Raw genomic sequence first — 16,225 nt, 5'->3', positions numbered from 1 at the left:
GCCTGCCGCTCGCCTTACTTCTCGACGAACGCACGCTCGATCAGGTAGTCACCTGGCTCACGCATGCGCGGGGAGATCTTCAGGCCGAAGCTGTCGAGCACTTCGCTGGTCTCGTCGAGCATGCTCGGGCTGCCGCAGATCATCGCGCGGTCGTCCTGCGGGTTGATCGGTGGCAGACCGATGTCGCTGAACAGCTTGCCACTGCGCATCAGGTCGGTCAGGCGCCCCTGGTTTTCGAAAGGCTCGCGAGTCACTGTCGGGTAGTAGATCAGCTTGTCACGCACCGCGTCACCGAAGAACTCGTTCTGCGGCAGGTGCTCGGTAATGAACTCGCGGTAGGCCACTTCGTTGACGTAACGCACGCCGTGAACCAGGATCACTTTCTCGAAGCGCTCGTAGGTCTCCGGATCCTGGATGACACTCATGAACGGCGCCAGGCCGGTGCCAGTGCTCAGCAGATACAGGTGCTTGCCCGGGTTCAGGTCATCCAGCACCAAGGTACCGGTAGGCTTCTTGCTGATGATGATCTCGTCGCCTTCCTTCAGGTGCTGCAACTGCGAGGTCAGCGGGCCGTCCGGCACCTTGATGCTGAAGAACTCCAGGTGCTCTTCCCAGTTCGGCGAGGCGATGGAGTAGGCGCGCATGAGCGGACGGCCGCTGTCCTGCTGCAGGCCGATCATCACGAACTGACCGTTCTCGAAGCGCAGGCCCGGATCACGGGTGCACTTGAAGCTGAACAGGGTGTCGTTCCAGTGGTGCACACTGAGGACACGTTCGTGGTTCATGTTGCTCATCGATGGGGCTCCTGAAGGAAAACGCGGCGCGCGCAAGACGCGCAGTTGCGCGATAGTTTAGGGGCAGCGACAATATCTGTTAACTGAATTATCAAGATATGTGTTATCGGTTATATCGATATGCGATTCACACTCCGTCAGCTCCAGGTATTCGTCGCCGTCGCCCAGCACCAGAGCGTGTCCCGGGCCGCCGGCGTGCTGGCCTTGTCGCAATCGGCCGCCAGCACCTCGATCACCGAACTGGAGCGCCAGTCCAGCTGCCAGCTGTTCGACCGCGCCGGCAAGCGCCTGAGTCTCAATGCTCTGGGCCATCAACTGCTGCCCCAGGCCGTGGCCCTGCTCGACCAGGCCAAGGAGATCGAGGACCTGCTCAACGGCAAGTCGGGGTTCGGCTCGCTGGCCGTCGGCGCCACGCTGACGATCGGCAACTACCTGGCCACCCTGCTGATCGGCAGCTTCATGCAGGTACACCCGGAAAGCCAGGTCAAGCTGCACGTGCAGAACACCGCGCATATCGTGCAACAGGTCGCCCACTATGAAATTGACCTGGGTCTAATCGAAGGTGACTGCAACCATCCCGATCTTGAGGTTCAGCCCTGGGTGGAGGACGAGCTGGTGGTGTTCTGTGCGCCCCAGCATCCCCTGGCCAAGGTCGGCCATGCCGGTATCGAGCAGTTATCCCATGAAGCCTGGATCCTGCGCGAGCAGGGCTCGGGCACGCGCCTGACCTTCGACCAGGCCATGCGCCATCACCGCGCCAACCTGAACATCCGCCTGGAACTGGAACATACCGAGGCGATCAAGCGCGCCGTGGAGTCGGGCCTTGGCATCGGCTGCATCTCACGCCTGGCCCTGCGGGATGCTTTCCGCCGCGGCAGCCTGGTACCGGTGGAGACCCCGACCCTGGACCTGGCGCGGCAGTTCTACTTCATCTGGCACAAGCAGAAGTACCAGACCTCGGCCATGCGCGAGTTCCTCGAACTGTGCCGCAGCTTTACTGCAGGCGTGCGGCGCAGCGACGAAATCGTGCTGCCGCCGATCGCCTGAAGGCTCAACCAAGCAGGATCACCCCCCAGACCACCGCAACCATGCTCATGGCCACCAGCTGCGCGGCGCTGCCCATGTCCTTGGCGTTCTTCGACAGCGGGTGGCGGTCGAGGGAAATGCGGTCGATGGCCGCCTCCACCGCCGAATTGAGCAATTCGACGATCAGCCCCAGCAGGCACACGGCAATGAGGATCGCCCGCTCACCGCGGCTGACCGGCAGCCAGAAGGCCAGCGGCACCAGCACCACGTTGAGCAGCACCAGCTGCCGGAAGGCGGCCTCGCCCTTGAAGGCGGTGCGCAGGCCGTCCAGCGAATAGCTGGCGGCGTTGACGATACGTTTGAGGCCGGTCTGGCCTTTGAATGGCGACATGTGTGTCCGTCACTTCACCGGAGAAAGGCCCGAAGGCTAGTCCAGCCTGAGTCAAAAAAGCGTGAATGCACGGGTACTTAGCTGGCCGAAACCGATTCAAGTTGTTGCAGCAGCAGCGCCGCCTGGGTCCGCGTGCGCACCCCCAGCTTGCGGAAGATCGCCGTCACGTGGGCCTTGATGGTCGCCTCGGAAACGTTCAGCTCATAGGCAATTTGCTTGTTCAGCAGCCCTTCGCAGACCATGGTCAGCACGCGGAACTGCTGCGGGGTGAGGCTGGCCAGGCCTTCGCTGGCGGCCTTGGCCTCGGCCGACACATCGACCTTGTCGAATGCCTGCGGCGGCCACCAGACATCGCCATCGAGCACGTTGCGCACAGCTTCCTGGATCTTGCTGAGCTCGCTGGACTTGGGGATGAAGCCGCTGGCGCCGAATTCGCGGGACTTGACCACGACGGCCGCCTCTTCCTGGGCCGAGACCATCACCACCGGGATCTGCGGGTACTGGCCGCGCAGCAGGACCAGGCCGGAGAAGCCATAGGCGCCGGGCATATTCAGGTCCAGCAGGACCAGGTCCCAGTCGGCTTTCTCGGTGAGGCTGGTTTCCAGTTCGGCGATGCTCGCCACCTCGACCAGGCGCACGTCCGGGCCCAGACCGAGGGTAACGGCCTGGCGCAGTGCGCTGCGAAACAGCGGGTGGTCATCGGCAATCAGGATTTCGTATGTGGCCATCGATCTATGGATCCTGTTCTGTGCAGGCGCAGGGGATACGGGAGACGCCTGGCGGGCAACTCATGGCGCGAACGGCAGGGCCGCGGGCCGGGATGGCACGGCGAAGTCCGGGATAACAGCAGCTTCGTCGTGCCCGAAGCGGCGCCAAGGATGCCGAGCACGCCCCGGGTGGTCAAGCCACTTGCCCGGTCGAACCCGCCTACCCTGGCTGCCAGCCCCGACAGTATGAACCAATCCGTCGCGCCTGCCCCTTGGACTATAGGAAGGTATGCAAACGCTGGTGGACCTCGTCCTGCTCGTCCAGCGGCAGGCGCCGCTTGCCACTCAGGTAGTGCAGGCTGAAGACGTCCAGGTAGGCGTCCAGGGCCTGCGAAGCCTGGCCGTCGCCGGCCAGTTCCAGGCACATGGCGGCCACTTCGGCGGTGCAGAAATGGTCATCACGCTTGGAACGGCGCAGGCGGTAGCGCGACATCTGCTCGGGCTGCAGGCTCAGCACCGGGAAGCGATCGAGGTAAGGGCTCTTGCGGAACATCTTGCGCGCCTCGGTCCAGGTGGCGTCGAGCAAGATGAACAACGGGCGCTTGCCCGGCTCGCGCACGACTTCGCTGACCACCCGATCTTCCTTGACGAACTCGCCCGGAAAGACGATGTAGGGCTGCCAGCGGGGATCGTCCAGCAGCGCCAGCAGCCCCTCGTCCACCGAGGTGCGCAGCCAGCCGAAGGCCGAGGTGTCCTCGATCACATCGGCGATCAACCAACCGGTGTTGGTCGGCTTCAGCGGCTCGGTATCGTGCATCAGCAGGCACATGCCGGACTCGGCCGGCACCCGGGGTTTCCAGGCGCACAGGCAGTGCGTGGCGATCACCCGGCAATCCGGGCAACGCTCGGCGCGCGAGCCTCGGGCGACAAAGGGTTTGATGCTGCGCGCCAGGCGTTCGGCGCGCAGGCGCGCTACCGCGTGGCTCATGGCAGCAGGCCTTGGCAGGGAAGTGGGAGGGGCACGGCGACGACTCGATGAAAACAAGGCGCCCAGTCTACCAGAGCCCACGTCATTTGCCGTGCAGCCAGCGGCGCCGCTCCTTTATAATCGCAGGTCCTGGCGGCCTGGAAACCCTGCGGTTTCATGGAACGCCGCCCGTCGGCGCTGGTCAAAGCGCCAGTCATCGAACCAGGAGAGATCCATGCTGCGTCTTATCGTCCCGACCCTGAGCCTGCTGCTCGCCCTGCCCCTGGCCGCCCAGGCTGCGTCCAAGCAGGAATACGAGCTGAACCAGATGCTGCAGAAGGTCGCCAAGGAAAGCAGCGTCGGCACCCCGCGTGCCATCAACGAGGACATCCTCGACCAGGGCTACACCGTCGAAGGCAAGGCACTGGTCAATCACCTGAGCGTGCGCCAGGACCACGCCCAGCGTATGCAGGCCAATCCCGCGCAGGTTCGCAGCCAGCTGGGTGACAGCGTGTGCCGCAACAACGGCTACCGCCAGCTGATGACCAAGGGCGCCGTGATGGTCTACCGCTTCACCGTCTACAAGACCAACCAGCCGGTCATGGACCAGGCCTTCGACGCCGCCAGCTGCGCGGCCGGCAACAAGAAGAAGTGATTCAGGCCAGCTGATCGCTGTTACTGGCGCGCCGCTGCTCATCATCGGCGCGCAATTCAGCCAGCAGGGCCTGCAAGTAGCGCGAATGCGCCTCGGCCCCTTGCAGCCGGCGCAGGCACTCCCCCTCAAGACTCAGGTGATGAGCCTTGGCCTCGTACTCGAGCAACTGCAACAGTTGCCCATCCACCTCGATCACCAGCCGGTGCATACCGCCACCTCGCTGTATCGCCTTACTGCCCCCAGTTAACCAAAGCCCTGTCGTCACTGGCTTTCGCCTGACCGGCGGTAGTGCGCGCCTATGGCGGCACAAAGCCGCGCCAGCGTCTAGATTGATATCGAGTACCCATAACAACGACAACGCGATGGAATTGCCACTGCAACATGGCCTTGAAGGCCTACTGCAACGCTCGGGGGGCACACTCGAGCCACAGCAGCCAGCGACACACGCAGTGTCGCGGCCGGGACACGCCATCGACCCGGTCAGAGGTTTTGCTGCAGAAGGAGACGTTGAATGCCTTACCAATCGAACGAGCTGCTGTTCAACCATTTCAGGGACAACGGCATCGACCTGAGCAAGATCGACGAACAATTGCAACTGGTCGCGCCGAACAGTCCCAACCTGCCGCTGTACCGCGACATGCTGCTGACCGTGCTGCGCATGGCCCACGACGACCGCAACCGCTGGAACGCCAAGATCACCCTGCAGGCCCTGCGCGAGCTCGACCACTCCTTCCGCACCCTCGAGCACTACAAGGGGAGGCGCAAGGTCACCGTGTTCGGTTCGGCGCGCACGCCGCTGGAGCACCCCATGTACGCCCTGGCCCGGGAACTGGGCGCAACGCTGGCGCGCTCGGACCTGATGGTCATCACCGGCGCCGGCGGCGGCATCATGGCCGCTGCCCATGAAGGCGCCGGCACCGACCACAGCCTGGGCTTCAACATCACCCTGCCGTTCGAGCAGCACGCCAATGCCACGGTCAATGGCACCGACAAGCTGCTGCCGTTCCATTTTTTCTTTATCCGCAAGCTGTTCTTCGTCAAGGAAGCCGACGCGCTGGTGCTCTGCCCCGGCGGCTTCGGCACCCTCGACGAGGCGCTGGAGGTGCTGACGCTGATCCAGACCGGCAAGAGCCCGTTGGTGCCGGTGGTGCTGCTCGACTCGCCCGGCGGCAGTTTCTGGCAGGACGCCCTGGCCTTCATCAGCCGCCAGCTCGAAGAGAACCGCTATATCCTGCCCAGCGACCTCAAGCTGGTGCGCCTGGTGCACAGCGCCGACGAGGCGGTCGAGGAGATCAACCAGTTCTACAGCAACTACCACTCCAGCCGCTGGCTGAAGAGCCAGTTCGTGATCCGCATGCACCACCCCTTGAGCGAGGCGGCCCTGCATGATGTGGAGGAAGGCTTCGCCGACTTGCGCCTGAGCGGCAGGTACCACCAGCAACCGGACAGCGGTGCCGAACACGAGGAAGGCAACTTCAGCCACCTGACGCGCCTGACCTTCGCCTTCAACGGTCGTGACCAGGGCCGCTTGCGCGAACTGGTGGACTTCATCAATCTGCCGGAGAACTGGGCCAAACCCCAGCCGATGCACACCACCCAGCGCGCCCGGGAAGCGCTGCGGGTCAGCTGAACGCAAAATGCCCCGTACGGCTGACACGCATGGGCGTCAGCCGTACGGGGCATCAATAATCGTCGAGATCGCGACCGCTGAGCAGCCGGCCGATCATGTCCATGGGGAAACCACGGTAGGCGAGAAAGCGCATCTGCTGAGCCCGGCCGCGTGGGTCTTGCGGGCGTTGCCCGGCGAACTTGCGCTGCCAGACATCACGAAGTTGCGTCGCCCAGTCCACTTCGCTGTCGCGCAGGGCCTGGTCGATATCGCCACGGTTCAAGCCGCGTTGGCCGAGCTCCTCGCGAATTCGTGCGGGGCCGTAGCCGGCACTGGACCTGTAGCGGATAAAACTTTCCAGATAGCGGGCCTCACTAAGCAGCCCTTCTTCGGCCAGCCGATCGAGCGCAGGCTCGATCAGCTCGTCCGGTGCGCCACGCTGACGCAGCTTGCGCGTCAGCTCGACGCGACCATGCTCGCGGCGTGCGAGCAGGTCCATGGCTGTCCGTCGAACGGCGACGGGGGTGTCGAGTACGACGGACATGGGGCCAATCAATAACCGGCGTCGGCGTCAGCCAGGTCGTCGGCATCGGCTTCGGCTGCACCGGCCTTGGCGGCAGCTGCTGCAGCGGCGGCGGCACCAGCGGTCAGCAGCTTGTCGCGAATCTGCTTCTCGATCTCGCTGCCAATGGCCGGGTTCTCTTGCAGGTACTTGGCGGCGTTGGCCTTGCCTTGACCGATTTTGTTGCCCTGGTAGCTGTACCAGGCACCGGATTTTTCCACCAGGCCTTGGGACACACCCAGGTCGATGATTTCGCCGTTGCGATAGATGCCCTTGCCGTAGAGGATCTGGAACTCGGCCTGACGGAACGGTGGCGAAACCTTGTTCTTGACGATCTTGACGCGGGTTTCGCTACCGACCACTTCGTCGCCTTCCTTGACCGCGCCGGTACGGCGGATGTCCAGGCGCACCGAGGCGTAGAACTTCAGGGCGTTACCACCGGTGGTGGTTTCCGGGCTGCCGAACATCACGCCGATCTTCATACGGATCTGGTTGATGAAGATGACCAGGCAGTTGGCGTTCTTGATGTTACCGGTGATCTTGCGCAGGGCCTGGGACATCAGGCGGGCCTGCAGGCCGACGTGCATGTCGCCCATCTCGCCTTCGATCTCGGCCTTCGGCACCAGGGCGGCCACGGAGTCGACGATGATCACGTCGACGGCGTTGGAGCGCACCAGCATGTCGGTGATTTCCAGGGCCTGTTCGCCGGTGTCCGGCTGCGAGACCAGCAGGTCGTCGACGTTGACGCCCAGCTTGCCGGCGTACTCAGGGTCGAGGGCGTGCTCGGCGTCGACGAAGGCGCAGGTGGCGCCGTTCTTCTGGGCTTCGGCGATGACCGACAGGGTCAGCGTGGTTTTACCCGAGGATTCCGGGCCGTAGATCTCGACGATACGGCCTTTCGGCAGGCCGCCGATGCCCAGGGCGATGTCCAGGCCGAGGGAACCGGTGGAGATGGCAGGGATGGCCTGGCGCTCGTGGTCGCCCATGCGCATGACCGCGCCCTTGCCGAATTGGCGTTCGATTTGACCCAGGGCCGCAGCCAAGGCGCGCTTCTTGTTGTCGTCCATTGAAATCCTCACGTGTTCGACGTGGCCCTGACGGCCGGAATAACTGTATAAGTAGCCAGTATTATTCCACAGCGATTCGTTTCCGCAAACCCCCGTCGGGCGATTTACTCCGCGCCAAGCTGTAACAAGCCGTCTAACGCGGCGATCACCGTCTGTCGGCGCACCGCTTCACGGTCGCCGTCGAAGTGCCGGCGCTCGCTGCTCACATGGGACCCGTCGGCCCAGGCCAGCCACACCGTGCCCACCGGCTTGGCCGGCGAACCGCCGTCTGGCCCGGCCACACCGCTGACCGCCACCGCGAAACGCGCCCCGCTGGCGGCCTGGGCGCCACGCACCATGGCCTCGACCACTTCCTGGCTGACCGCCCCCACCTGGGCGAACAACGCCTCGGGGACGCCCAACTGGCGGGTTTTCTGGGCATTGGAATAGGTGACATAGCCGGCCTCGAACCAGGCCGAGCTGCCGGGGATGCGGGTGATCGCCTCGGCGATGCCGCCGCCGGTGCAGGATTCAGCAGTGCTCACCTGAGCGTTGAAGCGCCGCAGGTGTTCGCCCAGGCGGGTGGAGAGTACGGTGATCGGGTCCATGGCTAGCTCCTGGCAAGACTGCGCCCTACCCTACCACTCCCGCCCCTGCTGGCAAGCGCTCAGGGCGACAGCGCACGGATATAGGCCTGGCACGCCCGCAAGGCAATCAGTCCACGGTCGCCGTCGTCGGTGATGGCGACAATTCGTCGAGCATGCGCCGGGTCAAGTCGGGCGCGTACGGGGCCATGATCCACGCCGCTGGTGCCGGCGGCGGCAGGCACTGGGGCACAGGCGGTGTCGCGCTCGACCAGGACCGACAAGCGCAGATCGGCAGTAGCAAGGCGGTCACGCAGGCGAGCCTGAGTCTGTTGGGCATCGGTCAGCTCCCGGAAATATTTCGCTTCACTGTCATGCAGGCGTTGTTCGAGGGCCTGGCGCTGATCGCGCTCAGCGAGCAGCAGGCCGTGCAGCGCCTCGGCCTGGTCGAGGCGCTGCCGCGCCAGCGCCTGTTCCTGCTCGGCCAGCTGACGCCCGAGGCGCCAGCCCTGCAGTTGCCAGGCCAACGCGGCGGACAGCGCCATCAAGCCGAGGCACAGCGCCAGTTGCAGGCGGCTCAGCACAGCACCTCCCGCGCCCGCGCCCACAGATCGAGGCGTTCCGACAAGCCGTTCAGGCCGCCGTTGATGTGCCGGGTGATGCGGTTGAACTCACCCTGGTCAGCCAGGGCGTTGAGCCCGCGCGAGTGCCAGAACCAGGCCGCCGATTCGCAGGCCCAGCGCGGCTGCTCGAGCATCTGCGGTTGCGCCAGCAGGCGTTCGTCGCCGAACAGCGCGCGGCTGCAGGCCTGGTAGTTGTTGCGCCCGGTCACCTGGATCAGACCACGACCGCAATAGCGCTGGCCATCGCCGTCGGCTTCGGGGGTGTTACCCAGACGCAGGGCCAGGCTGCCAGTGTCGTAGCGGGCCAGGTAGCGATCGCTGCCCAGTTCCTTGACGTAGCGCAGCTGGCCGGACTCATGGCCGACCTGGGCCAGGAACGCGGCAATGCGCTTGGGGTGGTCGATTTCCCAGTTGGCCATGGCCGTGTTCAGCGCCGGCAGGAAGGTGGCGACGCGTTGGCCGGCGAACGGGTAGATCTGCTTGAGTTGCTGTTCAGTGAGCGGCATCGGTGCATTCTCCATTGCGGTCTGATCGAAAGGCGGCCAGTGCCGCCTGTGGCTCGCTCGTGGGCGATGGCTCGAAGCGCGTGGCTTTCACAGAGGTCACGGTGTGGCGACCGCCGCACCTGATCTGGAGCTCGGAAACAGGGTGATGCGGCCGGCTGACAGCGACTATAGGGAACGCCGCCGCCGGCAGGCATCGGGAAACCCTCACCGCCCTGTCTCAGGCCTTGAGCGAACCCGCCCGCCGAGGCGCGGAACCTTTGGCCTTGGCCTTGCCCTGACGACCGCCGTTGCACTGCACGGTGGTGCGCCAGCCGCTGCTGGTGAACACCTGCTCGACCGACTCGATCAGGTAGTGCCCATCGAGCCCGGCCAGGAAGCCCTGGACATCGATGGCGCGCTCGGCGAACAGGTCGGTGCGCCCGGGCATGTCCAGGCGCACGCTGGCGGTGTCGCGGTTGAAGCTGGCCAGGCGGGCGCGGGCGGCCTGCTCCGCCGCCGCGCGGTTGGGGTACAGGTGGCGGTCGGTATAGACCGGCTGCAGGCCGTCCGGCGCATCGCCATTGTCCAGTTCCACCGCCTGCAGGCGCCCGCTGGCGCTGTCGTGGTGACGGGTCCTGACAGCCTTGTGGGTACTCTTGTCGGCCAGGCGGAATTGCCACTGGCTGACCTCGTTGCGGGCAATGCCGACCACGCCCAGGGGCTTGCCGCTGGCACTCTGACCGCCCTGGCGCGGCAGCACCAGCAGCTGACCGTTGGCGAGCTTGGCGGTGCAGTCGTGCAGGCGCGCCAGGCGGGTGATGAAGTTGAAGTCCGACTCGCTGTACTGGTCGACCCGCGGCACCTGCACGGCCACCGGACACACCGCCTGCCAGCCATTGCGGGCGCCGATCTCGGCGACGATGCGCTGCAGCGTCGCGTTCTCCCAGCTGCCGCTGCGGATGGTCTTGCCGCTGCCGCGCAGGTCGCTGGCCTTGCCGCGGATCACCAGGGTGTCCGGCGGCCCGGACAGCTCGACCTCGTCCACGGTGTAGCGGCCCAGGCCGTTCAATGGCTGACCGGCGTAACCCAGGTGCACTTCGAGCATTGCGCCCCTGGCTGGCAAGGCCAGGGCGCCGTCCCGCGCATCGAGGCGCAGTTCGAACTCGTCGGACTCCAGGCCCGGCTTGTCGGTGGTGCGCAGCAGCAGCAAACGGTCGTTGATCAGGGTGGTGATATCGTTGCCATCGGCGGTGATACGAAATTGGGGTTGCACGATTGAGGCTCCAGATCAGTCCCACAGTTGCACGGTATAGCTCGTCGTCATCGGCAGTTCCGGCAACAGGATCCTCACCCCGGCGCGAAACGGCTGCGCCTCGTCCGCCAGCCCCTGGTTGGCATCCAGGACGGCCTCGACCGTGCCGGCCAAGTGGCCGTAATAGTGCTGGCAGAGGGTATCGAGCAGATCGCCCTCAGACGTTGTGCAGGTCTTGGCCATAGCTCACGAACTCCAGTGAAAACCCTTGTTTGCGCGGAATGCCGCCGGCCAGCAGGACGCTCTGCTCCTCCTCGATGCTGGTCAGGCACCAGGTGCCGAGTACCTCGCCGTAACCGGTGGTCAATGACAGCGGCAGCAGTTGGCGGCCGATGCTGCGCAGCGTCTGCAACTGGCCGAGGCCGCCCTTGAACCCGGGGAAGATCGCGCCCCGGATGTTGATGCTCTCCTCGCCCAGGCTGACCGCCTGCTGGGCGCTCGCGCGGCTCAGGCGCTCCTGCCCGGCCCAGCGAAAGCGCGTCTGCCGGCGCAGCTGGTCGAAGGCGGCGGTATCGAGGTTGAAGTAGTACGGCGCCGCTCCCACCTTGAGCGGTTGCAGCACCAGCAAGTGCGGGAACGGCTTGACCGCTTCGGCGGCCGGCGTCGCCTCGGGCGCGAAACCCAGCGTCGACAGCACGCCATTGACGGTCGAGCGCACCTCCCCCACCACACGGCGAATCGCCGCACCGGCCTTGGCGGCATGGGCGGCGAAGCCGTCGATGCGATCACGCACCTGACGCACCACCGCCACCGCCTGGTCGTACTTGGCCACCACCTTGGCAACCCGGGCCTGGGCGTTGGTGATTGCGCGCATGGTGCGCTGCAGCTTGGCCCCGATGATCGGGCCGACCACCGGCAAGGCTTCCAGCTCACCCACCGCGCCCTGTATATGGACGATCGCGTCGTTCATCGGATCGAGCATGGCGTCGGCACGCCGACGCCCTGCCTCTCCCGCCTTGACCAGGGCGTGCAGCGTGGCTTGCAGCTGCTCCAGATAGGTCATGGATCCTCCTTAAAGTGCGATATGTGGGGTGTCGACCAACTGCGCGGAACGGGCCTGGCGCATGAGTTCCTCGAGCTGGCGACGGGCGATGGCCTCCAGTTGCGCAAGCGTGCCTGGGTCGTCGAGGCTATTGGTGACACTGACGGGCATGTTCGAGGTGAACGTGAACTGCTGGTTGTAGACGGGTGCCGGCGGTGTGGCCGCAGGTGTCGATGTAACGGCGGGCGGCCCCTGTGCAGGTGTCGCCTGACTGCTTATCGAGCGCACCACATCACCGGGTACGGCCTTCTGTTCGAGCGTGTCCTTGGGCACAGCGGACGTAGCCCCGCCGGCCTTGGCTGCAGCATCCCCTTTGACCGGCTGATCCTTGCCGCCAAACCAGGTCTTGCCCAACCAACCGCCGAGCTGATCGCCCACCATCCCACCCAGTGCGGCACCGAAGGTGGTGCCGAGCACCGGCACGACAGAGCCGATGGCCCCGCCGACCAGCGTCCCGACCAACCCACCGACGGCACTGCCGTAGCCTTCGGCTTTCTCGCCATCGGGCTTGTCGCTGGTGAAGGTTTCCAGCCCTTGCCGAGTCGCTTTCAGCACCGCAGGCTTGGCCAGGACCTTCATCGCCGCGCCAACGCCCCTGGGTTCCGGTGCTGAGGCTGAATCGGGTGTAGGTTGAGCCGTTTGGGAAGCTTGCGCGCCCTCCTTGGCAGGTTCGCTTGCCGCGGCAATCTTGTTGCTTGCGGACTTCGCGCCCTCCGGATCACCCTCGGCAGCAGGCGTTGCGGATGACTCCACGTTTGCGGCGGCCGGTTTGGCAACCTCCTTGTCACCACCGAACCAGGTTTTACCGACCCAGCCACCGACCGCCTCACCCACCATGCCGCCGACCGTGGAGCCGACGACAGTTCCCAGGCCCGGCACGACCGAGCCCAAGGCACCACCAACCAGCGTGCCGACCAAACCACCTACAGCATTGCCGTAGCCTTCGGCCTTCTCGCTATCGGACTTGTCACCGGTGAATGTCTCAAGGCCTTTACCCACGGCGCCAAGCACCGCTGGCTTGCCAAGCGATTTAACGGCACCGCCCATCTTGGCGAGCATTCCCTTGGGAGCGTCGGCTGCTGCTGAGGAAGGCGTGGCTGGCGTTGAAGCGGGTGCTGCTGGTGGCTTATCCGCCACGGCCTTCAGCAAACCGCTAGCGGGTGCTTGCATGGGTGCAGCTACCAGAGGGACCTGTGCACCAGACCCGGTTGCATCACCCAGAGCCAGCAGGCGTTGGCCCGCAAGTGTAGCGCCGGCCCCGAGCTCGCCAAAGGCGCTGCCCAAGGCCGGTAGCGTGCCTGCGTCAACCTGTGCCTCGAACAGGCTGACCGAGGGCCCGGCCAACTGGAGCGACGATGCAGTCGTGGCAGAATTATCCGCAGACGCCTCGGGCTTGCTGCCCTTGTCGTCACTGCTGTCGGTGAAGAAGTCGTACAGCCCCTCGCCAGCGCGACCGCCAAGCTTCTCGCCCAGGTAGGCACCAAACAGGCTGCCGTACTCCTCACCACGCTTGCCGCCGCTCGCACCGCCCTTCGCCGCCCCAAGGGCCGCGCCAAGGAGGTTGCCGGCCAGCTCGCCGATGGCAGCACCGACACCCTTGGACTTCGCCCGGCCATCCTCGCCGGTCACCATTGCCTCGGTGCCCTTCAGCAGCGCTGTAACAGCGCCCATCTCGGTCTTGCTATTGACCGCCTTGACGGCCCGCTGCCGCTCTTCAGGAGACAGACGGCGACTGGCCTTGTATGCCGCAATCCCCCCCGCGGCAAGCCCACCCAGGCTTGCCATGACGATTCTGGTTTTCTCGCCGGCACTACGGGGTGTGGATGTGGTTTTGGCCGGTGTCGTCGGCTTGACCGGCGTCCCAGCCGTTGTCTTGCCGTTCGCCGCCGGCAGCAGCAAGGGTGGGTGCCAGACGCTGCGAGGGGGCAACGGTTTGAGTCGCGGCAACCCCGCGATCACCTGTCCGAGGCGAACGTAAGCCTGCTGCAGATCAGCGACACGATCGCCTTCATCGCGCAAGTGCTCGACCTGCGTGTAATGACTTCCTGCCTGTTCACCGGCCAGCCTCCTGCCGACCTGCCCCGCCTTGTTCAGCTCCAACCCCAGACGGATCACCTCTGCGATGAGGCGTCCCAGGCGGGTGCCATCCGCCTCCATGCGCAAGTGTCCGATGCGCTGACGGAGCTTATCGAACGCGGCGCCCAACGGCCTGTCGGCGCTGACGCCGAGCCCGAGGGTGAACACCTGTGTGTTCGCCATGGGTTCCTCCTTGTCATTCCGCCAACCACCAGACCATGTCGCTGTACGACATGGTCATGATTTCGCTGGCGGAAAAGTTCAGCTCCTTGGCCAGCCGCCTGGCGGCGGCCTTCTGCCGGGCAGGGTCAAACCTCGTCGTCCTGCACCAGGCGAAAATAGCCAGTCTGCAGGCGGCTGTAGTCCTTCAGGGCCAGGCCCTCGAGGTCCTTGACGCCAACTTCGGCGAGCGAGGCGAACAGGTTCAGTTCGCGCTGCTCGTCATCGCCCGCGCCACCGGTCTGGGCATTGCGGATGTCACGCACGGTCGGTGCGCGCAACGACAGGCTGTCAACCTGCACGCCGTTGGCCTCGCTGGGGCGCGACAGGCGCACGGTCACGCGCTCGGCGTCGACGGTCAGCCATTGCGGCAGTTTTTTCGCTTGAGCCATCGAGCGTTCTCCTTAAAGACCCAGGGCGGCGCGCTGGGCGGCCAGTTGGTCGACGCCGTCGATCACCCGCTTCATGCCCAGGGCGTCGATTTCGTAGACCAGGCGGCCATCGACTTCGAGCTTGTAGTAGGTGACGGCGACGCTGTGCTTGATCTCGGCCTTGTCGCCGGACTTCCAGTCCCCCATGTCGATCTCTTTCAGCGAGCCGCGCAGGGTGACGATGACCGGGTTGATCTTGCCCTTCAGGCCCTTGAAGGCGCCGCGGAAGGTGCCGTTGAAGGCGGTGCCGTCGGCCAGGCCGAAGAACTTCAGCGACTCGCGGCGCACGCCGGTGGTGGTGAAGGCGGCTTCCTGCTTCTCCATGCCCTGGTCCATCTCGACCGGCATGTCCATGCCGCCGGGGCGGTGCTCTTCCATCTTCAGGGTGAGCTTGGGCAGGGTCAGGCTGGGCACGTCGCCCTGGAAGCTGACGCCATCGACGAACAGGTTCAGGTTGGCCAGTGTTTCGGGAATCATTGCCATGTGGATGCGCTCCTTAAGCGGCGGAATCGAGGACTTCGGTCAGCCACTGGTTGGTGACTTCGACGCGGAAATTGGGGTTTTCGGCAGGCGGCACATCGGTGAAGCGGATGTTCCAGTACACCTTGCCCTGCTCCAGTTGGCTGGCGGTGTTCAGTTCCGGATCGGCGAAGACCTCGAAGTTGATGATCGCGCCCTGGTTCTTCAGGTCGCGCATGAAGGCCTGCAGGCCTTCGGTGACGTCCTTGACGTAGGTGGCGGTGATGGAGCGGTCGACGGCCCACTTGTGGCCGTAGAGGATCGCGTCCATGACGATGTCCATGGTCCGCACGCGGGTGACGAAGGCCCATTTCGGGTCGCTCGACAGGGTGCGGTTGCCCCACAGGCGGAAGCCGTCGTCGCGGATGATGGTGGCGATGTTGGCGTTGTTCAGCAGGTTGGCGCGGCAGGTGTCGTCGCCGTCGAGGAACTCCACGGCGCGGGTGGTGCCGGTGATGCCGACGAACTCCTTGTTCGAAGGCGAAGCCCAGAAGCCGTACTCGCGGTCGGTGTAGGCGAACAGGCCGGCGACCCAGGCCGAACCCGGCGCGTCGACGGTAGCCTCTTCGGCGTTGTCCCAGTAGCGCACGCCCGGATCGACCAGGAAGGCGCGCTTGGCGCCGAAGTTCTTGGCGTAGGCGATGGCCGCTTCATCGGTGGTGTTGGGGCCGTCGATGATGGCGATGGCGCGCAGCTTGTCGGCCAGGGCCACCAGGGCGGTGCCGACGGCCTGGGTGGCGCTGTGCTTGGGGGTGACCAGCAGGCGCGGCTGGGCGTTGAAACGGCTCTTGCCGTCGAGCAGCGCCTGCAGGCCGGTGCGCTTGCCGTCGGCCAGCACGTTGCCGATGATCGCCGAGGTCTGCTCGGCGGCGTCTTCGAGCTTGGCCACGCCGCAGGCGACGATGACCGCCTTGGCGCGGCTGTAGATGGCGCGGCAGGCCTTGGTGATCGCCGCATCCTGGCCGAACGCCGCGACCGCTTCGCGCTCGCTGGTGATCAGGATCAGGTCATTGGCCTTGGCGGTGACGCCCGGGCCTTCGGTGAAGGTGTCGACCAAGCCGATGATCGAGGACGACGGCAGCGCGATGCTGCGGGCGCCGGTGTCGACGTTAGTTACGGTGACGCCGTGGAAGAATCCACTCATGTAAGTCTCCAGATACGAAAAGGCCCCGCAGAG

The 16,225-nt window shown here is 65.3% G+C and carries 20 protein-coding genes; 3 read left to right on the top strand and 17 right to left on the bottom strand.

Annotation, left to right across the window (positions count from 1 at the left end; all coding sequences use genetic code 11):
• Positions 1 to 14 precede the first annotated feature (14 nt).
• The gene (gene fpr / locus ACVWZ5_RS20295; protein ID WP_028690607.1) at positions 15 to 794 is read right to left on the bottom strand and encodes a ferredoxin-NADP reductase; all 780 of its coding nucleotides are present in this window, start codon (positions 792 to 794) and stop codon (positions 15 to 17) included.
• A gap of 120 nt (positions 795 to 914) precedes the next feature.
• On the opposite strand from fpr, the gene finR reads away from it, so the two are divergent.
• Positions 915 to 1,841, top strand: coding sequence for a LysR family transcriptional regulator FinR (gene finR / locus ACVWZ5_RS20290; protein ID WP_028690608.1), 927 nt, complete (start codon positions 915 to 917; stop codon positions 1,839 to 1,841).
• A gap of 4 nt (positions 1,842 to 1,845) precedes the next feature.
• Here finR and ACVWZ5_RS20285 read toward each other — a convergent pair whose 3' ends face one another.
• From ACVWZ5_RS20285 to ACVWZ5_RS20275, 3 genes are all read right to left on the bottom strand, one after another.
• Positions 1,846 to 2,211 (bottom strand): diacylglycerol kinase, encoded by a 366-nt coding sequence (locus tag ACVWZ5_RS20285; RefSeq protein WP_028690609.1) that lies wholly within the window; start codon positions 2,209 to 2,211, stop codon positions 1,846 to 1,848.
• A gap of 77 nt (positions 2,212 to 2,288) precedes the next feature.
• Positions 2,289 to 2,939 (bottom strand): response regulator transcription factor ErdR, encoded by a 651-nt coding sequence (erdR, locus tag ACVWZ5_RS20280; RefSeq protein ID WP_028690610.1) that lies wholly within the window; start codon positions 2,937 to 2,939, stop codon positions 2,289 to 2,291.
• Between the two features lie 256 nt (positions 2,940 to 3,195).
• Positions 3,196 to 3,906, bottom strand: a complete 711-nt coding sequence (locus ACVWZ5_RS20275) for a tRNA-uridine aminocarboxypropyltransferase (protein ID WP_028690611.1) — start codon at positions 3,904 to 3,906, stop codon at positions 3,196 to 3,198.
• 214 nt (positions 3,907 to 4,120) lie between these two features.
• Here ACVWZ5_RS20275 and ACVWZ5_RS20270 point away from each other — a divergent pair, with 214 nt between their 5' ends.
• Positions 4,121 to 4,540, top strand: a complete 420-nt coding sequence (locus ACVWZ5_RS20270) for a quorum-sensing-regulated virulence factor family protein (protein WP_062574900.1) — start codon at positions 4,121 to 4,123, stop codon at positions 4,538 to 4,540.
• Position 4,541: 1 nt separating this feature from the next.
• Here the strand turns inward: ACVWZ5_RS20270 and ACVWZ5_RS20265 are convergent, their stop codons facing one another.
• The gene (locus ACVWZ5_RS20265) at positions 4,542 to 4,748 is read right to left on the bottom strand and encodes a hypothetical protein (RefSeq protein WP_062574901.1); all 207 of its coding nucleotides are present in this window, start codon (positions 4,746 to 4,748) and stop codon (positions 4,542 to 4,544) included.
• Between the two features lie 303 nt (positions 4,749 to 5,051).
• Here ACVWZ5_RS20265 and ACVWZ5_RS20260 point away from each other — a divergent pair, with 303 nt between their 5' ends.
• Positions 5,052 to 6,170, top strand: coding sequence for an LOG family protein (locus tag ACVWZ5_RS20260; RefSeq protein ID WP_062574902.1), 1,119 nt, complete (start codon positions 5,052 to 5,054; stop codon positions 6,168 to 6,170).
• A 52-nt stretch (positions 6,171 to 6,222) separates the two neighbouring features.
• Here ACVWZ5_RS20260 and recX read toward each other — a convergent pair whose 3' ends face one another.
• From recX to ACVWZ5_RS20200, 12 genes are all read right to left on the bottom strand, one after another.
• On the bottom strand, positions 6,223 to 6,693 hold the full coding sequence (gene recX / locus ACVWZ5_RS20255; RefSeq protein ID WP_084942512.1) for a recombination regulator RecX: 471 nt from the start codon (positions 6,691 to 6,693) through the stop codon (positions 6,223 to 6,225).
• 8 nt (positions 6,694 to 6,701) lie between these two features.
• Positions 6,702 to 7,778 (bottom strand): recombinase RecA, encoded by a 1,077-nt coding sequence (gene recA, locus ACVWZ5_RS20250; RefSeq protein ID WP_028690616.1) that lies wholly within the window; start codon positions 7,776 to 7,778, stop codon positions 6,702 to 6,704.
• Positions 7,779 to 7,882: 104 nt separating this feature from the next.
• Positions 7,883 to 8,365, bottom strand: a complete 483-nt coding sequence (locus ACVWZ5_RS20245) for a CinA family protein (RefSeq protein ID WP_084942511.1) — start codon at positions 8,363 to 8,365, stop codon at positions 7,883 to 7,885.
• Between the two features lie 59 nt (positions 8,366 to 8,424).
• Positions 8,425 to 8,886: a lysis system i-spanin subunit Rz gene (locus ACVWZ5_RS20240; protein WP_084942516.1), complete on the bottom strand. Its 462-nt coding sequence runs from the start codon at positions 8,884 to 8,886 to the stop codon at positions 8,425 to 8,427.
• Positions 8,887 to 8,918: 32 nt separating this feature from the next.
• Positions 8,919 to 9,470: a glycoside hydrolase family 19 protein gene (locus ACVWZ5_RS20235; protein ID WP_084942510.1), complete on the bottom strand. Its 552-nt coding sequence runs from the start codon at positions 9,468 to 9,470 to the stop codon at positions 8,919 to 8,921.
• Between the two features lie 217 nt (positions 9,471 to 9,687).
• A complete protein-coding gene (locus tag ACVWZ5_RS20230) occupies positions 9,688 to 10,722 on the bottom strand; it encodes a phage late control D family protein (protein WP_084942509.1) in 1,035 nt (344 codons plus the stop codon).
• 15 nt (positions 10,723 to 10,737) lie between these two features.
• The gene (locus tag ACVWZ5_RS20225; protein WP_084942508.1) at positions 10,738 to 10,944 is read right to left on the bottom strand and encodes a tail protein X; all 207 of its coding nucleotides are present in this window, start codon (positions 10,942 to 10,944) and stop codon (positions 10,738 to 10,740) included.
• Complete coding sequence (locus ACVWZ5_RS20220) at positions 10,919 to 11,764, bottom strand: phage tail protein (protein WP_084942507.1); 846 nt, start codon at positions 11,762 to 11,764, stop codon at positions 10,919 to 10,921. Before ACVWZ5_RS20220 ends, ACVWZ5_RS20225 begins: the two co-directional genes overlap by 26 nt.
• Positions 11,765 to 11,773: 9 nt before the next feature.
• Complete coding sequence (locus ACVWZ5_RS20215; protein WP_457340809.1) at positions 11,774 to 14,062, bottom strand: hypothetical protein; 2,289 nt, start codon at positions 14,060 to 14,062, stop codon at positions 11,774 to 11,776.
• A 125-nt stretch (positions 14,063 to 14,187) separates the two neighbouring features.
• Positions 14,188 to 14,490 (bottom strand): phage tail assembly protein, encoded by a 303-nt coding sequence (locus tag ACVWZ5_RS20210; protein ID WP_062574911.1) that lies wholly within the window; start codon positions 14,488 to 14,490, stop codon positions 14,188 to 14,190.
• 12 nt (positions 14,491 to 14,502) lie between these two features.
• Positions 14,503 to 15,012 carry a phage major tail tube protein gene (locus tag ACVWZ5_RS20205; RefSeq protein WP_023628885.1) on the bottom strand — a complete coding sequence of 170 codons (510 nt, stop codon included), beginning with the start codon at positions 15,010 to 15,012 and terminating at the stop codon, positions 14,503 to 14,505.
• Between the two features lie 13 nt (positions 15,013 to 15,025).
• Complete coding sequence (locus tag ACVWZ5_RS20200) at positions 15,026 to 16,192, bottom strand: phage tail sheath subtilisin-like domain-containing protein (protein WP_062361274.1); 1,167 nt, start codon at positions 16,190 to 16,192, stop codon at positions 15,026 to 15,028.
• Positions 16,193 to 16,225: the final 33 nt, after the last annotated feature.

This window comes from Pseudomonas sp. TE6283, from assembly GCF_054060555.1.
This window is presented reverse-complemented; position numbering and strand designations above follow the sequence as displayed.